We start from the raw sequence: 19,855 nt of genomic DNA, 5'->3' as shown, positions 1-19,855 counted from the left end.
CGAAGGCGGCCTTGGTTGCGTCTCACGCACCGAAGGCCGCCTTGGGGCGCTGGGGGCCGGGCTCACCCGCGACGAAGGCCACCTCCGCACGGAGGTGGCCTTCGTCGTTCGGTAGAGCTAGTGGTCCGACTGCTTCGCGGCCGACGCCGTCTCGGCGGAGTCGAACTCGCCGTGCTGGCCGTTCTCGGCTCCGGAGTGCCCGTTGCCGTTGGCCCGCTCCAGCGCGGCGGTCTCGTCGGCCGGGTCCGGCGACCAGAACGTGCCCGGCACCGCGTGCCCGGCCGAGCCCAGCTTGTTCATCTTCTTCGGCACCGACGCGCCCTGGTACTCGAGCGGGAGCGCGTGGCCGTGGCTGTCCACGCCGGCCAGCGGCTGGTGGATCTCGATGAACTCACCGTGCGGCAGCCGCTTGATGATGCCCGTCTCGACGCCGTGCTCCAGCACCTCGCGGTCGGCCCGCTGCAGGCCCAGGCAGATGCGGTAGGTGAAGTAGTAGGCCAGCGGCGGCACGATCAGGACGCCGATGCGGCCCGCCCACGTCGTCGCGTTCAGGGAGATGTCGAACTGGTCGGCGATGATGTCGTTGAAGCCGGACAGCTCGATGACCATGAAGAAGCCCAGCGCCATCGCGCCCAGCGCCGTACGGACCGGGGCGTCCCGGGGCCGCTGGAGCAGGTTGTGGTGCGCGGTGTCCTTGGACAGCTTCCGCTCGATGAACGGGTAGGCCAGCAGCAGGCCGATCAGGATCGGCATGCCGACCGCGCCCGGGAAGAACACCGCCGGGATCGTGTAGTTCCCGAGGTAGACCTCCCACGCGGGCCAGATCCGGAGCATGCCGTCGGCCCAGGCCATGTACCAGTCGGGCTGCGAACCCGCCGACACCTGTGCCGGGTTGTACGGGCCGAAGTTCCACACCGGGTTGATCTGGAACAGGCCCGACATCAGCGCCAGCACACCCACGACCAGGGTGAAGAACGCCCCGCCCTTGAGCGCGAAGTACGGCATGATCCGGACGCCGACGACGTTGGTCTCCTTGCGGCGCACGCCCGGGAATTGCGTGTGCTTCTGGTACCAGACCAGCGCCAGGTGCGCGCCGACCAGGGCAAGCATGATGCCCGGCAGCAGCAGGATGTGCAGCGTGTACAGGCGCGGGATGATCTGGTCGCCGGGGAACTCCCCGCCGAACAGCGCCCAGTGCAGCCAGGTGCCCATGACCGGCACCGAGAGCACGATGCCCGACAGCGTCGCGCGGATACCGGTACCGGAGAGCAGGTCGTCCGGCAGCGAGTAGCCGAAGAAGCCTTCGAAGCAACCCAGGATCAGCAGCAGGCCACCGATCACCCAGTTCGCCTCACGCGGGCGCCGGAACGCACCGGTGAAGAAGATGCGCAGCATGTGCACGGCCATGGACGCGACGAAGATCAGCGCGGCCCAGTGGTGCAGCTGCCGCATGAACAGGCCGCCGCGGACGTCGAACGAGATGTCCAGCGTCGTGCGGAACGCCTGCGACATCTCCAGGCCCTGCATGTTCTTGAAGCTGCCGTGGTAGACGACCTCCTGCATGGAGGGGTCGAAGAACAGCGTCAGGTACACACCGGTCAGCAGCAGGATGATGAAGCTGTAGAGCGCGATCTCGCCCAGCAGGAAAGACCAGTGGGTCGGGAACACCTTGTTCAGCTGGTGCCGCAGGCCCTTGGCCAGGTGATAACGCTGGTCGGCGTTGTTCGCGGCGTCGCCCAACGCCTTCTCGACAGCGCTCGACCCCTTGGTCGGCGTGGTGAGTGAACTCATGACTTACGCTCCCAAAAGGCCGGACCGATGGCCTCGTTGAAATCGCCTCGCGCGATCAAGTATCCCTCTTCGTCCACCGTGATCGGTAGCTGGGCCAGCGGACGGGTCGCCGGGCCGAAGATCGGCTTGGCGTAGTGGAGCGCGTCGAACTGCGACTGGTGGCACGGGCACAGGATGCGGTTGGTCCGCTGCTCGTACAGGGAGGTCGGGCAGCCGACGTGGCTGCAGATCTTCGTGTACGCGTAGTAGTCGCCGAAGTTGTAGTCCTCCTGGCCGGCCCGCTTGACCACCTTCGCGGCGTCGGTCGGGCGCAGGCGGATCAGCATGACCGGGTTGTCGACGCGGGTCAGTGCCTTGGCCAGCGCCTCCGCGTCGTTCCGCTCGGACTCGCGGAACGGGAAAACCGTCTCCATCGCGCCCGCGTCGAGGTCCTCGGCCTTGACCAGGGAGATCTCGGTCTCCTTGCCGTGCTCCACCTCGACCGGCTTGCCGGTGTTGCGGCGCAGGTAGACCTTCTCGCCGGGGAAGTTCGGCTGCCAGCCGGTGTGCCACAGCGAATCGCGGGTCTCGGTGTCCTTCCACGGGTCCTTGATGAAGGACGCGATCGGCAGCGCCGCGGCCGCGAGGCCGAGCGTGCCGGCACCGGCGATCGCCGAGCGCTTGATCAGCGACCGGCGGGCGATGGTGCTGCGGCTCCCGGCGTCGGCCAGGTGCGCGAGGATCGTCTGGCGGTCGACCTCGGGCGAACCCTCGCCGCCGGCGTCGCTGCGCTGCTGCACCGAGACCTCGGCGGGCACGAACTTCTTCGTGTACAGGATCACGCCGATGCCGAGGCCGAGAATGGCCAGGCCGAGCGTGAGGCCCAGCATCGGGGTGTAGAGGCTGTACCAGAAGTGGCCGCTCTCGTTGTCCGGCGCCTCGTACTTCCACGGCCACCAGATCAGCGAAACGACGAACCCGAGCCCGGCCAGCGTGGACAGGGCGAACCAGAACGCGACCAGGCGTTCGGCCCGCTTCTCCGCGCGGGTGCCCTCCACGGGCCACGGGGTCGGGTACTCGACGATCTCGACGCCGTCGAGCGCCCCGCCCAGCTTGACCAGCTGGTCCCGGTCCATTTCAGCCAGTTCCGCCTCCGTCGGCGGCTTCGGCCCCTCGGCACTCATGCCTTCGATCCAATCCACAACGTCACGCCGATCAGCGCGGCGATCCCGACGATGAAGGCGATGACGCCCTCCGAAGCGGGGCCGACCCCGCCGAGGCCGTTACCACCCGGGTCATTGTTGCCGTCGGACACCGACTTCACGTAGGCGACGATGTCCTTCTTCTCCTCCGGCGACAGCTGCCGGTCGGAGAACTTCGGCATGTTCTGCGGGCCGGTGAGCATGGCCGTGTAGATCTGCTCTTCGCTGGCCGGGTCCAGGTTCGGCGCGTACTTGCCGGCGGACAGCGCGCCGCCGCGGCCGGTGAAGTTGTGGCACGACGCGCAGTTGAGGCGGAACAGCTCGCCACCGCGGGCCGGGTCGTCGCCGCGCAGGGCCTCGCCCTTTTCGGCGGGACGCTGGACGCCGCCGCCGTGCGCCTGGATGTAGGCGCCGACCGCGTCGATCTCGGCCTCGGTCAGCTTCGGCGGCTTCCGCTCGATCTGCGCCTCCTGGCGCGCGGCGGGCATCCGGCCCGAAGAAGTCTGGAAGTACACCGCGGCGTCGCCGATACCGATCAGGCTCGGCCCGCGGTCCTGCACGCCTTCGAGGTTCGCGCCGTGGCACGCGATGCAGGTGTTGTTGTAGACCTGCTCGCCGAGGCGAAGCTGCGCCGGCGTGCCCTGGGCCTGCGCGGTCTGCGGCTCCGGCACGAGCAGGGCGTAGCCGGCGCCGGCGCCCACCAGCGCGATGCCGAGCGCGAGCAGGCCGGCGAACCGCCTCCGCAGCTTCGACCGCGCGCGGTAGCGGCGCTCCGAGGACTTGGTGCTGGTGGTCATCTTGCGGCAACCCTTGCTGTCAGTTCAGGCCGATGGTGAAGGTGGTGGCGGCTGGGGGTGAGCCCCTCACGGCAGGAGGTAGATCACACCGAACAGGCCGACCCACACGATGTCGACGAAGTGCCAGTAGTAGGACACGACGATCGCCGACGTGGCCTGGGCGGGCGTGAACTTGCTCAACTTCGTGCGGATGAGCAGGTACACGAAGGCGATGAGCCCGCCGATGACGTGCAGGCCGTGGAACCCGGTGGCGAGGTAGAAGACCGTGCCGAACGGGCCGGACGGGATCGTCATCCCCTCTTCGACCAGGTTGTGGTACTCGTTGGCCTGGCCACCGACGAAGATCGCGCCCATGATCAACGTGATGATGTACCAGCGGCGCAGCCCGTAGACGTCGCCGCGCTCGGCGGCGAACACGCCGAACTGGCAGGTCAGCGAGGACAGCACCAGGATCACCGTGAACGGGATCGCGTACGCCACGTTGAGCTTGAACTCTTCGCCGTGCAGCGGCGGCGGCCACGCACCGGTGGAGTTCTGCGCCTTGACGGTGAAGAACATCGCGAACAGTCCGGCGAAGAACATCAGCTCGCTGGAAAGCCACACGATGGTGCCGACACTGACCATGTTCGGCCGGTTCAGCGAGTGGACCCGCTGACTGATGGTGGGAGCTGCCGTTGTCACGCGTCGCATTATGTCCTCTCGCACCACCGCTCCGCCGGGTGGGTCCACGGCGGGTCGTCTGCGTAACCGATCACACCGGATGCCCGGGAAGGTGAGAGCTACTCATGGGTTTACTCGACCGCCTGCTTGACCTGGTCAAGAAGCGGGAAACGCCCGGTCTGAGCACCGACGCGCCCGGCTTGAAGATCGTCGCCGAGGCCTTCGACCCGGTCGTCGCGGACTCCGCCGTACTCGCCGGTTCACCCGCATGGGTCAGCACGGCACCGGCCGTCCTGCGGCACCACCTCCTGCTCCCGCCGGACCGGCTCGCCGAGGCGGCGTCGATCCTCGCCCAGGACGGCTATGAGCTGCGTGAACAGTCCGCGTCGGAGGGGCCGGCGCGCGTGCTCGCGGTCCGCGTCCAGGTGCTCGACGCCCTGCACTGCGCCCAGGAACGGGCCCGGATGGCGGGCCTGGCACAGCGGCTGGGTGGTGACGCGCTGGGCTGGGACGCGCTCCAGCCGGAGCCGACCGCGTGATGTCGGTCTCTGCCGATACGATCGGCAGGGTTCCTGTGGTGACGAGACGGAGGCGTGCCTGATGGGCGAGCGGTCGATGCGGGTCCTGGTGTTCAGCCACAAGGCGGAGGTGCGCGAGGCGATCGTGAACGCGGTCGGCCGGCGGCCCGCCGCCGATCTGGCGCGCGTGGACTACGTCGAGGCGGCCGGCATCGCGGACGTGCTGTCCGAGGTGGACGCGGGCCACGTCGACCTGGCGATCCTCGACGGCGAGGCGCAGCCGACCGGCGGTATCGGCCTCTGCCGCCAGCTGAAGAGTGAAATCACCGACTGCCCTCCGATCGTGATCGCCGTGCGGCGCAAGGACGACCGGTGGCTGGCGACCTGGTCGCAGGCGGACGCCGTGCTGGTGCACCCGCTGGACCCGCTGACCGCCGCGGAGACCGTCGCCGACGTGCTGCGCGCGCGACGGGTCGCCGTCGTGAACGGCTGAGCCCGGTGACCACCCCGGTCCCCCGCACCTGGCCAACCCTGCTCAAGCAGCTCGTCGCGGGCGTCGACCTCTCCGCGGAGGACACGGCGTGGGCGATGGACCAGATCATGAGCGGCGCGGCGAGCCCGGCCCGGATCGCCGGGTTCGCGGTCGCGCTGCGCGCCAAGGGCGAGACGCCCGAGGAGATCGCCGGCATGGCGGCCACGATGCTGGCGCACGCCAAGCGGGTCGAGCTGGACCGCGCGGCCGTCGACATCGTCGGCACCGGCGGCGACGGCTCCAACTCGGTGAACATCTCGACGATGGCGACGATCGTCACGGCGGCGGCCGGCGCGCCGGTCGCCAAGCACGGCAACCGCAGCGCGTCGTCGAAGTCCGGCGCGGCGGACGTCCTCGAGGCGCTCGGCGTCCGGATCAGCCTGCCGCCGGAGGATGTCCGGCGCAGTCTCGACGAGGTCGGCATCGGGTTCTTCCTCGCCTCGGCGTTCCACCCGGCGCTGCGTCACGCCGGCCCGGTGCGCAGCGAGCTCGGCATCCCGACGACGTTCAACCTGCTCGGCCCGCTGACCAACCCGGCCCAGCCGGGCGCGGCGCTGATCGGCTGTGCGTACCCGGACAAGACGCGGGTGCTGGCGGAGACGTTCGCCCGCCGCGGCACCCGGGCCCTGGTGGTCCGCGGCGACGACGGCCTCGACGAGATCACCACGACGACGACGTCGACCGTGTGGGTGGTCGCCGACGGCACGGTCACCGAGCGCAGCTTCGACCCGGCGTCCGTGGGCATCGCCCGCGCGACGGCAGAGGACCTGCGCGGCGGCGACGCGGCAGCGAACGCGGCGGTGGTCCGCGACCTGGTGGGCGGCAAGCCGGGCCCGGTCCGCGACGCGGTCCTGCTCAACGCGGCGGCGGCTTTGGCGGCCTTCACGGGCTTCTCGGCGTCCCTCGAGGATGATCTGCGGACGGGTCTGACGCGGGCGGCCGAGGCGATCGATTCGGGAGCCGCGGCCACGATGCTGGACCGCTGGATCGCCTTCAGCTGACCTTCACCCGCTGCTCTTCGGTCCGGCGGCTGCGCTGCGGTGCCAGCGCGGCCGCCAGGACCGCGAGCATGCCCAGCCCTTCGAGCCAGCTCGGACGGTGGCCGTAGAACGCGATGTCCACCAGCACCGCCACGACCGGGTAGACGTAGGACAGCAGCGCCACCGTCGTGGTCGGCAGCTTGCCGATGCTCGCGTAGATCAGCACGTACATCAGGGCCGTGTGCACCGTGCCCAGCAGCACCAGCCAGAGCAGTCCCGACGTCGTCGACGGCAGCGGCGTGATCAGCAGCGCGGGCGCCAGCACCAGCGCGCCGACGGTCGTCTGCACGGCGGCCAGGAGGTGCGGGCGGATGTGCTTCAGCTGCTTCGCGACGAAGGACGCTCCGGCGTAGAGGAGCGCCGCGCCGAGCGCCAGCACGATCCCCGCCAGTTGCACGGGTTTGCCGTCCTCGCCGTGGGCCGACAGCGAGATCAACGCCACCCCGCCGAACGCGATCCCGGCCCGGGCCAGGTGGCTCTTGGCGACCTTCTCGCCGAGGAACGCCGCCGCCAGGCCGACCAGGATCAGCGGCTGGGTGTGGTAGACGACCGTGCTGACCGAGATCGACGACAGCGCGTACGAGGCGAACAGCAGCACCCAGTTGCCGACCAGGAACAGCCCGCCCAGCACGGCGAGGCCGAGGTCGCGGCGGGACGGCCGCCAGGACTGCAGCCAGCCGCGGGAGAGGCACCAGAGCACGAGCAGCGCGCCGCCGACGAAGCAGCGGGCGAAGGCCACGGCGGGTGCGGCCGCGCCGCTCTCGAGGACGACGGCGCCGATCGTGCCGGACATCGCCATCGCCGCGGACCACTGGAGCAGAGGGCGGGTTTCCGAGTTCGTCATGCCGACCACGTTCGTCTCGTGGGCGGCGATCAACCAGTGTCAGAGATGACAACGGCCGCAAAACTTGTGACACACTGGCCGCCATGGACGTCAACCGGGTCGCCGTGCTGCTCGCCGACCGCGTTTCGCCGTTCGAGCTGGGCGTCGCGTGCGAGGTGTTCGGCACCGACCGCAGCGCCGACGGCATCGAGGGCTGGGACTTCGCCGTCTGCTCACCGGGCGGATCCGGGGTCTCCAGCTGGTCCGGCTTCGGGCTGTCGGGCCTGCGGGACCTCGACTTCGCGGCGTCGGCGGACCTGCTGATCGTGCCGACGTGCGCGCCACGGACCGCGCCGCCGCCCGAACCGGTGCTGGACGTCCTGCGCGACGCCGCCGGGCGGGGCGCGTGGGTGGCGGGGTTCTGCGCGGGCGTGTTCTCGCTGGGGTACGCGGGGCTGCTCGACGGCCGCCGCTGCACGGTCCACTGGGTGTACGAGGCGGAGTTCCGGCAGCGGTTCCCGGCCGCCGAGGTGGATCCGCAGGCCCTCTACGCCGACGACGGCGGCATCCTGACCAGCGCGGGCACGGTCGCGGCGGTTGACCTGTGCCTGCACCTGGTCCGCCGGCTGCGCGGCGTCGCGGCGGCCACCACGCTGGCCCGGCGGATGGTGGCGGCCCCGCACCGCGCCGGCGGCCAGGCGCAGTTCGTCCAGGCACCCGTGCCGGCGACGGCGGCGGCCGACGACGCCGTGGTCGCGGAGGCCCTGGAGTGGGTGGAGCGGCGGCTGGACCAGCCGTTCACGGTGGCGGAGCTGGCCCGCCGCAGCGGCCTGGGCGAGCGGACGTTCCTGCGCCGCTTCTCGGCGGCGACGGGCACCACCCCGCACCGCTGGCTGACCGAGCGTCGCCTGGACCGAGCTCAGGCCCTGCTGGAGGAGGGTGGCTTGTCGGTGGAGGACATCGCGACGGCGTGCGGCTACGCCTCGGCGGCGGCGCTACGGCACCAGTTCAGCCGGCTGCGGGGCACGAGCCCCTCCTCCTACCGCACAGCCTTCCGCGGCTGAGCACCCTGCCGCACCGGTCGTGAGTGAGAAACAGTGTTCTAACACTGTTTCTCACTCACGACGAGCCGCGGCAGACACGAAACCGGCCGCCACGCGGGTGCGCGGCGGCCGGTCCGGAAAGTGGAGCTCAGTCGTGCGACGGGCCCGTGTGGTACTCGAACACCAGGCCGCCGATCGTGATGAGCAGCGCGACCAGCGCGATGACCAGCAGCCAGATGTGGAAGAACGCCAGCGCCACGGCCGCGAGCGCCGCGGTGGCCGCCATGCTGATCGGCCAGTAGCTGCCCGGGCTGAAGAAGCCCAGCTCGCCGGCGCCGTCACTGATCTCAGCGTCCTCGCGGTCTTCCGGACGTGGCTCGATGCGACGGGAGACGAACTGCATGTAGCTGCCCGCGAGGAACGCGAGACCGCCGGTCAGGAACAGCGAGACGATGCCCACCGGCTCGGGGCCGTGGGTCGCGGCCAGTGCGGTCCACACCCAGTACACGGCCGCCATGAACACGGCGAAGATCGCCACGATGAAGAAGATGCGGGCTTCGACCTTCATGGTCTCTTTCCTACTCCTGTTATCCGCTTTCCGGGGGTCCGGGTGGCGGAGCCCCCGGCCGGGGCGAAGCCCCGATGTTGCAGCTGGACGTCAGTTGGACGCGGTGCGTGCCGTGCGGTCGGTGTTGAACGGCTGGGTCGTCACCGCGTGCGGGGTGCACAGCTCGCCGCAGTTCATCTTCGCCAGCGCCTCGGCCGCGGTGAACGCCTGGCCCGTCGCCGGGTTCGTCTGCTTGCGCAGCGCGATGTACTGGTCGTACTTGTCCACCGACAGCGCACGGACCTCGAAGTTCATTACCGAGTGGTAGGTGCCGCACAGCTCCGCGCACCGGCCGACGAAGGAGCCTTCGCGGTCGATCTTGTTCTGGAAGGAGCTGTCCTGGTTGTTCTTCTCCGGGTTCGGCATGACGTCCCGCTTGAAGTGGAACTCCGGCACCCAGAAGGAGTGGATGACGTCCGTGGAGACCAGGTCGTACTGGATGGTCTTGCCGACCGGGAGCACCAGCAGCGGGATCTCGCCGGACGAGCCGACGGTGCTGACCTGCTGGCCGTCCGCCCGCTTCGCGCTCTCGTCCTCGTACTTGAACTCCCAGTTCCACTGGAAGGCCACGACCTGGACCTTGACGTCCGGGTTCGGGATCTTGTCCAGGACCTTCGACTCCGTCGTCGCGGTGAAGAAGAACAGGACGCAGACCATGATCGTCGGGACGACGACCGTGAACAGCTCGAGCGGGATGTTGTACTGGAACTGCCGGGGCAGCTCCTCCGGCTCGCCGTCGGCAGTCTTCTTCTTGCGGTGGAACGTCGCGGTCCAGAAGATCAGCGCCCACACGATGACCCCGACGACCAGGGCCGCGACCACGGTCCAGGTCCAGAGGTTCCGCATCTCGGTGGCCTGCTGCGTGACACCGACCGGCCAGCCGAACCGCAGGATCTCGTCGCCGGAGCAGCCCGTCGCGGTCAGCGCGACCAGCACGGCCAGCGCGGCGACCCGCGCGGTCCGCTTCCCCAGGGTGCGCTCGGGTTGTCCCACTGCGCCTCGCCCTTTCACCCAGAGCCTCCTACGACCGATCTTTGTGACAGCCGGACTCTAGCCGAGTTGGCCCATCCTGCTGACCAAGGGGTAACCATCGACGTGCGTGTTACTCGCCACCTGGCTCCCGGCATACTGAAGCCTTCCCCAGCCCGGTGAAGACCCTGAAGGTGTGTGAGTACCCGTGTGCGGCCTGCTTGGACTGATCTGCGCGACCGAGACCGGCGCGGCGAACGCGCGTGACGCCGTCGGCGCGGCCATGCGCTGCCAGCGCCACCGCGGCCCCGACGAGCAGGACACCTGGGCCGACGCCGAGGTCGTCTACGGCTTCAACCGGCTCGCCTTCATCGACGTCGAGCACGCGCACCAGCCGCTGGTCTGGGGCCCGCCCGAGGCGCCGGGCCGCTACACCATGAACTTCAACGGGGAGATCTACAACTACCTGGAGCTGCGGGCGGAGCTCGCCGAGAAGCACGGCGCGAAGTTCGAGACCGAGGGTGACGGCGAGGCCATCGTCGCCGGCTTCCACTACCTCGGCGCGGACTGGGTGCAGCGCCTGCGCGGGATGTTCGCCTTCATGATCTGGGACTCCCAGGAGAAGCGGGTCTTCGGCGCGCGCGACCCGTTCGGCATCAAGCCGCTGTTCTACTCGGCCGGCCCCGGCGGGGTGGCTTTCTCCAGCGAGAAGAAGAGCCTGCTGGAGCTGTCGGACACCCTCGGCGTCGCGCAGGAGCTGGACCGGAAGGCCCTGCAGCACTACCTGGTGCTGCAGTACGTGCCCGAGCCCGAGTCGCTGCACACGGCGATCCGGCGCGTCGAGTCCGGCACCTCGTTCGAGGTGGTGCCCGGCGGTGAGGTGAAGTTCACCCGCTACTTCCACCCGCAGTTCACCGCGAAGCCGGTGACCACGCAGGCCGAAGCCGAAGCGCTGCACCAGCGGATCGCCGATGTGATGCGCGACTCGGTCGGCAAGCACATGATCTCCGACCCGGACGTCACCGTCGGCGCGTTCCTCTCGGGCGGCATCGACTCCACGGCCACCGCCACGCTGGCCAAGGAGCACAACCCGAACCTGATCGCGTTCACCACCGGGTTCGAGCGCGAGGGCTACTCCGAGGTCGACGTCGCCGCCGAGTCGGCCGCCGCGATCGGCGTCAAGCACGTGGTCCGCACGGTGTCGGCCGACGAGATGATGGAGGCGCTGCCGCTCATCGTCTGGTACCTCGACGACCCGGTGGCCGACCCGGCGCTGGTCCCGCTGTGGTTCATCGCCCGCGAGGCCCGCAAGCACGTCAAGGCGGTGCTGTCCGGCGAAGGCGCGGACGAGCTGTTCGGCGGCTACACGATCTACGGCGAGCCGATCTCGCTGGCGCCGTTCGAGAAGATCCCCGGCGGCATGCGGAAGCTGATCGGCAAGGTGTCGACGAAGATCCCCGAGGGCACCCGCGGCAAGGACCTGCTGCGCCGCGGCGCGCTGCCGCTGGAGGACCGCTACTACGGCAACGCCCGCAACTTCCGCGACGACCAGCTGCGCAACGTGCTTCGCACTTATCAGGAGGGCGTCGGCTTCAAGGACGTCACGGCGCCCTGGTACGACGTCTCGCGCGGCTGGGACCCGGTGGCCCGCATGCAGCACGTCGATCTCTACACGTGGCTGCGCGGCGACATCCTGGTCAAGGCCGACAAGGTGACGATGGCGAACTCGCTGGAGCTGCGGGTGCCGTTCCTCGACGCCGAGGTGTTCAAGGTCGCGGCGTCGATCCCGCTGGACCAGAAGCTGGCGCACGGGACGACGAAGTACGCGCTGCGCCAGGCCCTGGCGAAGATCATCCCGGCGCACGTGCTGAACCGCCGCAAGCTCGGCTTCCCGGTCCCGATCCGGCTGTGGCTGCGCAACGAGATGTACGACTGGGCGAAGGGGATCATCAGCGACTCGAAGACCGAGGAGCTGCTGGACAAGAAGGCGATCCTGGCGCTGCTGGAGGAGCACAAGGCGGGCCAGCTGGACCGCAGCCGCCAGCTGTGGGCGCTGATCGTGTTCATGCTGTGGCACGGCATCTTCGTCGAGCACCGGATCAAGCCCGAGATCCCGGAGCCGGTCTACCCGGTCAAGCTCTGAGGTCTGCCGCAGCCGGTCGTGAGTGGTAATTAGGGTTCTAACCCGAATTACCACTCACGACGAGCCGCGGCAGACTGGTTACCGGGGGCGGTTGGGCTTCTTCGGCAGCAGGTCGTAGAGCCCCTTGCGGGAGCCGTTGTCGTTGACGTTTCGGGCGACCGCGACATCGGAGATGAAGTCCTCGAAGACGAACTCCTCGTCGGCCGGGACCACCGCCGGTGCCGCGTTCTCCGCCAGGTGGCCGTCCAGCGTCTCCGCGATCTCCCGGAAGGACAGCGCCTGCAACGTCTCGGGCGCGTAGGTCGTCACCGGGACGCCGTGCGCCGCCGCCTCGTTCATCACCACGCCCAGCGGCAGGTGCGACAGCATCGGGATGCCGAAGTCGTACATCTCCTGCAGCGCCGCGGCCGCGTAGTGCGAGATCGGCCGCCGGTACAGGCTCGGCACCAGGCCGAACCACGACAGCGGCTGCCGCCCGACGGTCTGCTCGACGTACCGGACCTGGTCGGCCAGCAGCCGCAGCGCGCGGATGCTCGTCTTGTCCGGCTGGACCGGGACCAGGATGCCGTGCGAGGCCGCCAGCGCGTTGTTCGTCAGCACGTCCAGCGCGGGCGGGCAGTCGATGACGCAGTGGTCGTAGTTGGCGAACTGGATGACCCGCGCGAGCTGCCAGCCGGGGACGCGGAACGAGTCGAGCCGCCGGATCAGGTCGAACATCCCCGGCGACGTCGGCACGACGTCGAGCGCGCCGCCCTTGCCGAGGTTGCTGCGCGGGTGCGGGACGACGATCTCCTCGATCGGGCCCTTCCACGTCTTGGCCAGCGCTTTCGCCAGGCTCGGCCGGTCCGGGGGCACCTCGGACAACCCGAGCATCTCGGTCGTCGCGTGGCCCTGCGGGTCGAGGTCGACCAGGAGCACCCGGCGGCCCCGTTCGGCCAGTGCGGCCGCGGTGCCGACGCTCAGTGAGGTCTTGCCGACCCCGCCTTTCTGGTTGACCACCGAGGTGATCTGCATGCCGGAGCGCTCCTCAAGTCGGTCGTTCCGCGAAGGTTATTGGATGCGGGCCCGTTGTGGGTGGCTATCCGCCCCCGGCCTGTCGCGGCCGGACCATCAGCGCCTGCGCGCCGGTGGCCACCGGGCCGCCGGCGTCGTGCAGGATGCTCGTCGCCGTGCCGATGCCGTGCCTGCCGACCAGGGTGACCGCGTCGAGGCCGATCCACTCCCCTTCCGGCACCTGCCGCAGGTGCACGGTGAGCTCGGAGTTGATGAACCACCACTGCCGCGGGTCGAGGTAGTTGGACACGCCGTTGCCGGAGTCGGCGACGGCGAACAGCCGCTGCAGGCCGCTCGGCTCCTCGCCGTCGACCAGCGGGACGCGCTGGCGGGCCCAGACGGCCGCCGGGCCGGGGACGTCCATACCGCCGCGCACCGCGCGCCACTCGACCGCGTCGAGGTAGCCGCCCTGCCAGCCTTCCGGCCACGGCGACTCGTCGACGCTGTCCGGCCCGGGCAGCCGCGGCCCGGCGTCGGTGCCGACCTCGCCGGTGTCCGACGATGCGATCCGCCAGGCCGACGCCCGCGCCACGACCCGCTCGGCGCTCGCCAGCTCGGCCTGCAGCAGCTCGACCGACCGGCCGGGCCGGTCGATCCGGGCCCGCACGGTCAGCTCGGCGACCGGTGCCGGGCCGAGGATCTCGACGGTCACGCGCGCCAGCTCGGCCGGATGGGCGCTTTCGACGTTTTCGAGAGCACGCACGAGCAACGCCGACGGCGGGCCGAAGTGCTGGGCGTCCGGGGTCCACGGGCCGGCCGTGTGCGCGGTCGCGGAGAACCGGCCTTCGCCGAGCGGGACGTAGAAGGCGTCGGCCATCAGTCGGCCCGGTCCAGCGGCGTCTCGTCGCCCGCGTCGGGCTCCGGCCAGCCGGGGTACGCGGGTGGGGTGCCGCCGTACTCGGGGCAGTGCGCCTGGTGGTCGCACCAGTTGCACAGCTTGGTCTTGTTCGCCCGGAAGTCGCCGGTCTTGCCCGCCTTGAGGATGGCCTGCCAGATGGCTTCCAGCGTGCGCTCGAAGCGCAGCAGCTCGGCTTCGTCGGGGGTGTAGGCCAGCGACTGGCCGTCGGTGAGGTACATGAGCTTCAGCTGGCGGGGCACGATCCCGCGCAGCCGCCACAGCACCACGGCGTAGAACTTCATCTGGAACATCGCCTTGGCCTCGCCGATCTCGCGCGGCGCGGCGCCGGTCTTGTAGTCGACGACCCGGATCTCGCCGGTCGGCGCGACGTCGACGCGGTCGATGTAGCCGCGCAGCAGGACGCCGGAGCCGAGCTCGATCTCGACGTGCAGCTCGCAGGCCTCGGGTTCGAGCCGCCGCGGGTCCTCGAGTCCGAAGTAGGCGTCGAGGAGCTTTTCGGCCGACCGGAGCCATTCCGCGTGTTCTTCGGGCTTTTCGCCGTCGAACAGCTCGGTCCACTCCGGACGGTCCGCGGACAGGTCCGTCCACGCCGGACCGAGGAGCTCCCGCGCCTGCGCGGGGACGCGCTCGGCGGCGGGGAGGGCGAAGAGCCGTTCCAGGACGGAGTGGACGAGCGTGCCGCGCAGCTGGGCCTTGGTGGGGACCTCCGGCAGCCGGTCGACCGCGCGGAACCGGTAGAGCAGCGGGCACTGCTTGAAGTCGCTGGCCCTCGACGGCGACAGCGCGGGCCGCCGCCGCACCTCGGTGGCGACCGCGGATGCTGGGGTGTCGGTGGTGACGGTGTCGGCGTCGGGCATGGGCAGAGCGTAACGCCGGGGTCCGACAGTTCCGGCGACCGCAACGCCCGCCACCCCCCGCGGTCCCGAGCGCCCCAATGTGGCGTTCGGTGCGTCTGACGGTGCTGTTGGCTTATTCGGGCGGGTGTGCTGCGGCCGGCTCGGTGGCGAGGGGATCGCCCGGACCGGCCAACTCGCCACCCGGTCCGGCCAACTCGCCACCCGGTCCGGCCAACTCGCCACCCGGTCCGGCCAACTCGCCACCCGGACCGGCCAACTCGCCCGGGTTCTCCGGCGTGTTGGCCGTTGCAGCCGCTGAGTTGGCCGCTCCGGTCGGCGAGTTGGCCGCTCCGGTGGGCACGAACCCGAATTCGCCAACAGCATCGTCTGACGCACCCAATGTGGCGTTCGGTGCGCTGGACGCACCCAATGCCACATTGGGGCGCATCTCGCCACGCGACACCGGTGGGGCCGGATCACCCGCTACCCACACCCGGGGCTCTAGGCTCTGCGCATGGCCGCGACCAGTGAGCAAGGCACCGGGGGGACCCGGCAGGCCGTCCGCTCGGACGGTGGCCTCGTGCTGTTCCGGGTCGCCGGGGTGCCGGTGCTGCTGGCACCCTCCTGGTGGGTCGGCTCGCTGATCGTCGTCGTGCTGTACGCGCCACTGGTCGGGCGGCTGCTCCCGGACGCCTCGGCCACGACGTCGTGGCTGCTGGCCGGCGCGTTCGCGCTGTTGCTGGGCCTGTCCGTGCTCGCCCACGAACTCGGGCACTGCCTGGTCGCGCTGCGGCTGGGGATCCCGGTGCGGCGGCTGCGCCTGTTCCTCCTCGGCGGCCTGTCCGAAGTGGCCCGCACCCCCAAGCGCCCGGGCGACGAAGGCATGGTCGCCGCGGCCGGGCCCGCCGTGTCGCTGCTGCTCGGCGGCTTCTGCGGCCTGCTGATGTTCGCCGTCCCCCCGGACGGTGCGGTCTGGCTCCTGGTCGCCGAGTGCGCGGTGGCCAACCTCGCCGTCGGCGTGTTCAACCTGCTGCCCGGGCTGCCGCTGGACGGCGGCCGGCTGGTCCGCGCCGGCGTCTGGGCGGTCACCGGCATCCGCGCCAAGGGCACGCGCGCGGCGGTCGCCGGCGGCGGGGTCGTCGCCGCGGGGCTGCTGATCTGGGCCCTGTGGGGCCTGGCGACCGCGAGCCCGGACCGCTGGCTGCGGCTGGGTGTCTGCGTCGTGACGGCGTGGTTCGTGATCCTCGGCGCCCGCTCCGAGCTGGCCGCCGAAGCGCGCCGCACCTGGCCGGAAGGCCTGGTTCTCGCCGAGCTCGTCCGGCCGGTGCTGCAGCTGCCCGCCGAGAGCCCGGTGTCCGACGCGCTGGCCGCGTCGGCCGGCCGGGGCGTGGTCCTGGTCCGCGCCGACGGCGTGGCGGCCGGGCTCCTGGACGTCGGCGAAGCCGAGCGGCTCGCGAGCTCCTCGCCGCACGCGCCGGCCGAGTTCGCGGCCGAGCCGATCCGCGCCGAGACCGTGCTGCTGGCGTCGGAGCCGGGGGAGGACGTCGTCGAGCGGGTCCGCGAAACCGCGGCGTGGCAGTTCCTGGTCGTCGACGACGAGGGCCGCCCGGCGGGCGTGCTGCGCCGGGACGACCTGCGGGCCGCGCTGAACCGCCGTACCCGCTGAGTCGCCGGCCCGCGCGGCCTGCGAAGATCTGGCGTCGGCCAAACGGGTTACCAATCCGGCCAAAAGCAGGCCGGTCCCCGAGCGGTAAGCAACCGTCGCCACGAAAGCCGTCCGGCCGTGACTGTGGTCGGATTGGTGACGAACGGCGCAGTCAGCAGGAGGAAGTGTTGTCGGTCAGCGGACCGTTTAGCGCGGGTGATCGGGTGCAGTTGACCGACTCGAAGGGGCGTCACTACACCCTCACGCTGGCCGCCGGTGGTGAGTACCACACCCACCGCGGTGCCCTGGCCCACGACGACCTGATCGGCCGTCCCGAAGGCTCGGTGGTGACGTCCGCGGGCGGGTCGACCTACCTCGCGCTGCGCCCCCTGCTGCCGGACTACGTGCTCTCGATGCCCCGCGGCGCCCAGGTGATCTACCCGAAGGACGCGGCGCAGATCGTGATGTGGGGCGACATCTTCCCCGGCGCGCGCGTGCTCGAGGCGGGCGCCGGCTCCGGCGCGCTGACGTGCTCGCTGCTGCGCGCGGTCGGCCCGGCCGGGCAGGTGCACTCGTACGAGATCCGCGACGACCACGCCGAACACGCCGAGCGCAACGTGGTGAAGTTCTTCGGCGAGAAGCCGGCCAACTGGTCGCTCACGGTGGCCGACCTGGCGTCACACGAGGGCGAGGTCGACCGGGTCGTGCTCGACATGCTGGCGCCGTGGGACCAACTGCCGAACGTGGCCGCCAACCTGGTGCCGGGTGGCGTGCTGACGGTCTACGTCGCGACCGTGACGCAGCTGTCGCGCGTCACGGAGTCGCTGCGCGAGCAGCAGTGCTGGACCGAGCCCGAGTCGTGGGAGACGCTGATGCGCCCGTGGCACGTGGTGGGCCTGGCGGTCCGCCCGGACCACCGGATGGTGGCGCACACGGCGTTCCTGCTGACGGCGCGCCGGCTGGCGGACGGGACCGTGTCCCCGCGCGTGTCGCGCCGGCCGAGCAAGGGCAAGGGCTGAGGGAGTGCCGCCGCGCCGGAAGGCCGGATTCGCGGCGGCCGCGGCCGTGGTGGCCGTCCTGGTGGTGCTGTGCGTGGGCTTCGCGCCGTCGTGGCTGGTCGGCCACGCACCGGGCTTGGGGGTGGCGGACCGGCTGAAGGCCGTGAACGACGTCCGCGCCACGCTCCTGCAGGCGCTCGGGGGTCTCCTGGCGCTGGCCGGGGTCGGGCTGGGTGCCGTCCTCACCTCCCGGCAGCTGCTGCTCAACCGCGAGAGCCGGTCGATCGACCTGTTCACCAAGGCGATCGAGCAGCTGGGTGCCGACCGGGAGCCGACCCGGCAGGGCGCCGTCTACGCGCTGGAGCAGCTGGCGGAGCTCGATCCCCGGTACCGCGGGCACGTCCACGCGCTGCTCACGTCGTTCATCTGCGCCCGGGCGCCGTGGCGGGGTGAAGCGACGCCGCGCCGCGAAGGTGGTCCGGCCGACGACGTCTCGGCCGCGCTCGCCGCGCTGGGCCGCGGCGGGATGATCGAACCGGGCGCGGCGTCCGAGCTGGAACGCGTCGACCTGCGCGACGCCGACCTGACCGGCCTCGCCATCCCGCGGGTCTGTTTCGCCGGGGCGAACCTGGAGGGCGCGGTGCTGCGGAACGCGCACCTCGCCGGCGCGACCCTGACCGGCACGCTGCTGCGGGACGCGGATCTGCGCGGGGCCGACCTCACCGCGGCCGATCTGGAGGGCACGGACGTGACCGGTGCCGTCGCCGACGCCACCACCCGCTGGCCCGACGGGTTCACGCCCCGGCCTTAGTGGTGGTCACCACCCAGCGGTCGCCACTCGGGTAGCGACCACTCAGCCCGGCACGCACCAGCGGCCGTTCTCCTTGTGCAGCGGGAAGGGCGTGTCCTTGACCCCGCCCGCCGCTTCGACGTGCACCTTTGCCGTCGCCGACTCGCCGCGCAGCTCCGGGGGCGCCAGCAGCTTCGCGGTGACCGGGCCGGCCGCGTCCCACATCCGCTGCAGGCCCGCGAGCGCCTCCGCGGTCTGCGGGCGGCACGTCAGCTTCCCGAACGCCGCCGAGTCGTGGCGGGCGATCGCGTCCACGATCGCCCGCGCCAGGACCGCCACCGCCGCCGTGTCGGCCTCGTCGGGGGCCGAGGGTGTCGTCGGGCGGGGCGGCGGCGAAGGCGTGGCCGACGCCGGGGGCGGGGAGCCGGCCGGGGCGACGAGCAGCAGCCCCAGGACCACGCCCGCCCCGGCCACGCCGACCAGGACCAGCCCGGCGGCCAACGCGCGGTTCACCGACGCCGGGTGCTCACGAGCCGTCCGCCTGGACGTTGGACAGGCACCAGAGCCCGGATTCCTTCTGCGCCGACATCGTGCCGACCTTGGTCTTGCTGCCGTCGGTGGCGGAGTAGCGGACGGTGGCCTTGTCGCCGGTCTCCTGCGGCGTGCCGGTCAGCTTCACGGTGACCTTCGGGATGTCGCCGGTGGTGCCCTCGTAGACGCTGCGGCAGATGGTGTCGCCGAGCGCGTTCTCGTCACTCGCGTTGTAGGCCACGAGGGTCGCGTCGAACAGCTCCTGGGAGCTGGCCTTGCCGCCGGGGGCGGGGCCGCCCGCGGGCTTGCTGCTCTTCGACGTCGGGCTGGTCGGCGCGGTGCTCTTGGGCTTCGGGGTGGACGCCTTCGGCGCCGTCGTCGGCGCCACCGGGCTGCTGCTGCTCGCGGGCGGTGCGGCGGCCGGCTGGTCGTCGCCGCTGGTGAGGACCAGCGCGGTCGCCCCGCCGCCGACGACGACCACCGCGGCCGCCGCGATGCCGACGATCAGGCCGGTTTTCTTCTTCTTGGGCGGGGGCGCCTCGCCGAAGCCGCCGCCGTACTGGTCGTAGCCGCCGAAAGCCTGGGGCGGCTGGCCCCACTGGTCCTGCTGCGGATAGCCCTGCTGGGGCTGAGGGCCCGTCTGCGGCGGGTAACCGCCCTGGCCGGGGTGCCCGTACTGCTGGGTCCCGTCGTATCCGCCCTGCCCGTACTGCTGGGTCCCGTCGTATCCGCCCTGCCCGTACTGCTGGGTGGGGTCGTACCCGCCGCCCTGGCCGTGCTGCTGGGTCCCGTCGTAGCCGGGCTGGCCGTACTGCTGCGTGCCGTCGTACCCGCCGCCCTGGCCGTACTGCTGGCCACCGCCGTAACCGGGCTGGGGCTGGGGGCCGCTCTGGGGGTAGCCGCCCTGCTGCGGCTGGCCGTACGGCCCGGGCTGCTGCCCGTAGCCGCCGGGCTGCTGGCCGTAGCCGCCCGGTTGCTGCGGCGGGTAGGTCATGACGGGTGCCCCCTAGCGTTCCTTCGGTAGCGCCCGGCCGTCGAG

Annotated in this window: 20 protein-coding genes; 8 read left to right on the top strand and 12 right to left on the bottom strand. The window is 71.2% G+C overall.

The window, feature by feature from the left end:
• Window positions 1–117: 117 nt before the first annotated feature.
• The 4 genes from ACLJQF_RS14680 to ACLJQF_RS14665 form a co-directional block, all read right to left on the bottom strand.
• A complete protein-coding gene (locus tag ACLJQF_RS14680) occupies window positions 118–1,791 on the bottom strand; it encodes a cytochrome b (protein ID WP_410609091.1) in 1,674 nt (557 codons plus the stop codon).
• Window positions 1,788–2,954, bottom strand: a complete 1,167-nt coding sequence (locus ACLJQF_RS14675; RefSeq protein ID WP_410609089.1) for a ubiquinol-cytochrome c reductase iron-sulfur subunit — start codon at window positions 2,952–2,954, stop codon at window positions 1,788–1,790. The genes ACLJQF_RS14680 and ACLJQF_RS14675 overlap by 4 nt, the downstream gene beginning before the upstream one ends.
• Entirely contained in the window at window positions 2,951–3,769 is an 819-nt protein-coding gene (locus ACLJQF_RS14670) for a c-type cytochrome (protein ID WP_410609088.1), read from the bottom strand. The genes ACLJQF_RS14675 and ACLJQF_RS14670 overlap by 4 nt, the downstream gene beginning before the upstream one ends.
• Window positions 3,770–3,835: 66 nt before the next feature.
• Window positions 3,836–4,459: a heme-copper oxidase subunit III gene (locus ACLJQF_RS14665; protein ID WP_410609087.1), complete on the bottom strand. Its 624-nt coding sequence runs from the start codon at window positions 4,457–4,459 to the stop codon at window positions 3,836–3,838.
• Between the two features lie 95 nt (window positions 4,460–4,554).
• Between ACLJQF_RS14665 and ACLJQF_RS14660 the strand changes: the two genes are divergently transcribed.
• From ACLJQF_RS14660 to trpD, 3 genes are all read left to right on the top strand, one after another.
• Window positions 4,555–4,968, top strand: a complete 414-nt coding sequence (locus ACLJQF_RS14660) for a hypothetical protein (protein ID WP_410609086.1) — start codon at window positions 4,555–4,557, stop codon at window positions 4,966–4,968.
• A gap of 61 nt (window positions 4,969–5,029) precedes the next feature.
• Window positions 5,030–5,440 (top strand): hypothetical protein, encoded by a 411-nt coding sequence (locus ACLJQF_RS14655; RefSeq protein ID WP_410609084.1) that lies wholly within the window; start codon window positions 5,030–5,032, stop codon window positions 5,438–5,440.
• A 5-nt stretch (window positions 5,441–5,445) separates the two neighbouring features.
• Window positions 5,446–6,480 carry an anthranilate phosphoribosyltransferase gene (gene trpD, locus ACLJQF_RS14650; RefSeq protein WP_410609082.1) on the top strand — a complete coding sequence of 345 codons (1,035 nt, stop codon included), beginning with the start codon at window positions 5,446–5,448 and terminating at the stop codon, window positions 6,478–6,480.
• On the opposite strand, the gene ACLJQF_RS14645 is transcribed toward trpD, so the two are convergent.
• On the bottom strand, window positions 6,473–7,363 hold the full coding sequence (locus tag ACLJQF_RS14645) for a DMT family transporter (protein ID WP_410609081.1): 891 nt from the start codon (window positions 7,361–7,363) through the stop codon (window positions 6,473–6,475). The genes trpD and ACLJQF_RS14645 overlap by 8 nt on opposite strands.
• 83 nt (window positions 7,364–7,446) lie before the next feature.
• Between ACLJQF_RS14645 and ACLJQF_RS14640 the strand changes: the two genes are divergently transcribed.
• Entirely contained in the window at window positions 7,447–8,406 is a 960-nt protein-coding gene (locus ACLJQF_RS14640; protein WP_410609079.1) for a GlxA family transcriptional regulator, read from the top strand.
• Window positions 8,407–8,533: 127 nt separating this feature from the next.
• On the opposite strand, the gene ACLJQF_RS14635 is transcribed toward ACLJQF_RS14640, so the two are convergent.
• Together ACLJQF_RS14635 and ACLJQF_RS14630 are read right to left on the bottom strand one after the other, a co-directional pair.
• Window positions 8,534–8,953, bottom strand: coding sequence for a cytochrome c oxidase subunit 4 (locus ACLJQF_RS14635; RefSeq protein WP_410609078.1), 420 nt, complete (start codon window positions 8,951–8,953; stop codon window positions 8,534–8,536).
• Window positions 8,954–9,043: 90 nt separating this feature from the next.
• Complete coding sequence (locus tag ACLJQF_RS14630) at window positions 9,044–9,985, bottom strand: cytochrome c oxidase subunit II (RefSeq protein WP_410609076.1); 942 nt, start codon at window positions 9,983–9,985, stop codon at window positions 9,044–9,046.
• 184 nt (window positions 9,986–10,169) lie between these two features.
• Here ACLJQF_RS14630 and asnB point away from each other — a divergent pair, with 184 nt between their 5' ends.
• On the top strand, window positions 10,170–12,104 hold the full coding sequence (gene asnB / locus ACLJQF_RS14625) for an asparagine synthase (glutamine-hydrolyzing) (protein WP_410609075.1): 1,935 nt from the start codon (window positions 10,170–10,172) through the stop codon (window positions 12,102–12,104).
• Between the two features lie 78 nt (window positions 12,105–12,182).
• Here the strand turns inward: asnB and ACLJQF_RS14620 are convergent, their stop codons facing one another.
• The 3 genes from ACLJQF_RS14620 to ACLJQF_RS14610 all read right to left on the bottom strand — a co-directional run bounded on the left by ACLJQF_RS14620 (window position 12,183) and on the right by ACLJQF_RS14610 (window position 14,873).
• Window positions 12,183–13,118 (bottom strand): ParA family protein, encoded by a 936-nt coding sequence (locus ACLJQF_RS14620; RefSeq protein ID WP_410609073.1) that lies wholly within the window; start codon window positions 13,116–13,118, stop codon window positions 12,183–12,185.
• Between the two features lie 64 nt (window positions 13,119–13,182).
• The gene (locus ACLJQF_RS14615) at window positions 13,183–13,974 is read right to left on the bottom strand and encodes a thioesterase family protein (RefSeq protein ID WP_410609072.1); all 792 of its coding nucleotides are present in this window, start codon (window positions 13,972–13,974) and stop codon (window positions 13,183–13,185) included.
• Window positions 13,974–14,873: a RecB family exonuclease gene (locus tag ACLJQF_RS14610; protein ID WP_410609070.1), complete on the bottom strand. Its 900-nt coding sequence runs from the start codon at window positions 14,871–14,873 to the stop codon at window positions 13,974–13,976. Before ACLJQF_RS14610 ends, ACLJQF_RS14615 begins: the two co-directional genes overlap by 1 nt.
• A gap of 493 nt (window positions 14,874–15,366) precedes the next feature.
• On the opposite strand from ACLJQF_RS14610, the gene ACLJQF_RS14605 reads away from it, so the two are divergent.
• The 3 genes from ACLJQF_RS14605 to ACLJQF_RS14595 all read left to right on the top strand — a co-directional run bounded on the left by ACLJQF_RS14605 (window position 15,367) and on the right by ACLJQF_RS14595 (window position 18,306).
• Entirely contained in the window at window positions 15,367–16,518 is a 1,152-nt protein-coding gene (locus ACLJQF_RS14605) for a site-2 protease family protein (protein WP_410609069.1), read from the top strand.
• 167 nt (window positions 16,519–16,685) lie between these two features.
• A complete protein-coding gene (locus tag ACLJQF_RS14600) occupies window positions 16,686–17,516 on the top strand; it encodes a tRNA (adenine-N1)-methyltransferase (protein WP_410609067.1) in 831 nt (276 codons plus the stop codon).
• A gap of 4 nt (window positions 17,517–17,520) precedes the next feature.
• On the top strand, window positions 17,521–18,306 hold the full coding sequence (locus ACLJQF_RS14595) for a pentapeptide repeat-containing protein (protein ID WP_410609066.1): 786 nt from the start codon (window positions 17,521–17,523) through the stop codon (window positions 18,304–18,306).
• A 42-nt stretch (window positions 18,307–18,348) separates the two neighbouring features.
• Here the strand turns inward: ACLJQF_RS14595 and ACLJQF_RS14590 are convergent, their stop codons facing one another.
• Complete coding sequence (locus ACLJQF_RS14590) at window positions 18,349–18,798, bottom strand: hypothetical protein (protein ID WP_410609065.1); 450 nt, start codon at window positions 18,796–18,798, stop codon at window positions 18,349–18,351.
• 13 nt (window positions 18,799–18,811) lie between these two features.
• A complete protein-coding gene (locus ACLJQF_RS14585) occupies window positions 18,812–19,810 on the bottom strand; it encodes a hypothetical protein (protein WP_410609064.1) in 999 nt (332 codons plus the stop codon).
• Window positions 19,811–19,855 lie beyond the last annotated feature (45 nt).

This window comes from Amycolatopsis sp. lyj-109, from assembly GCF_046548995.1.
GTDB lineage: Bacteria > Actinomycetota > Actinomycetes > Mycobacteriales > Pseudonocardiaceae > Amycolatopsis.
This window is presented reverse-complemented; position numbering and strand designations above follow the sequence as displayed.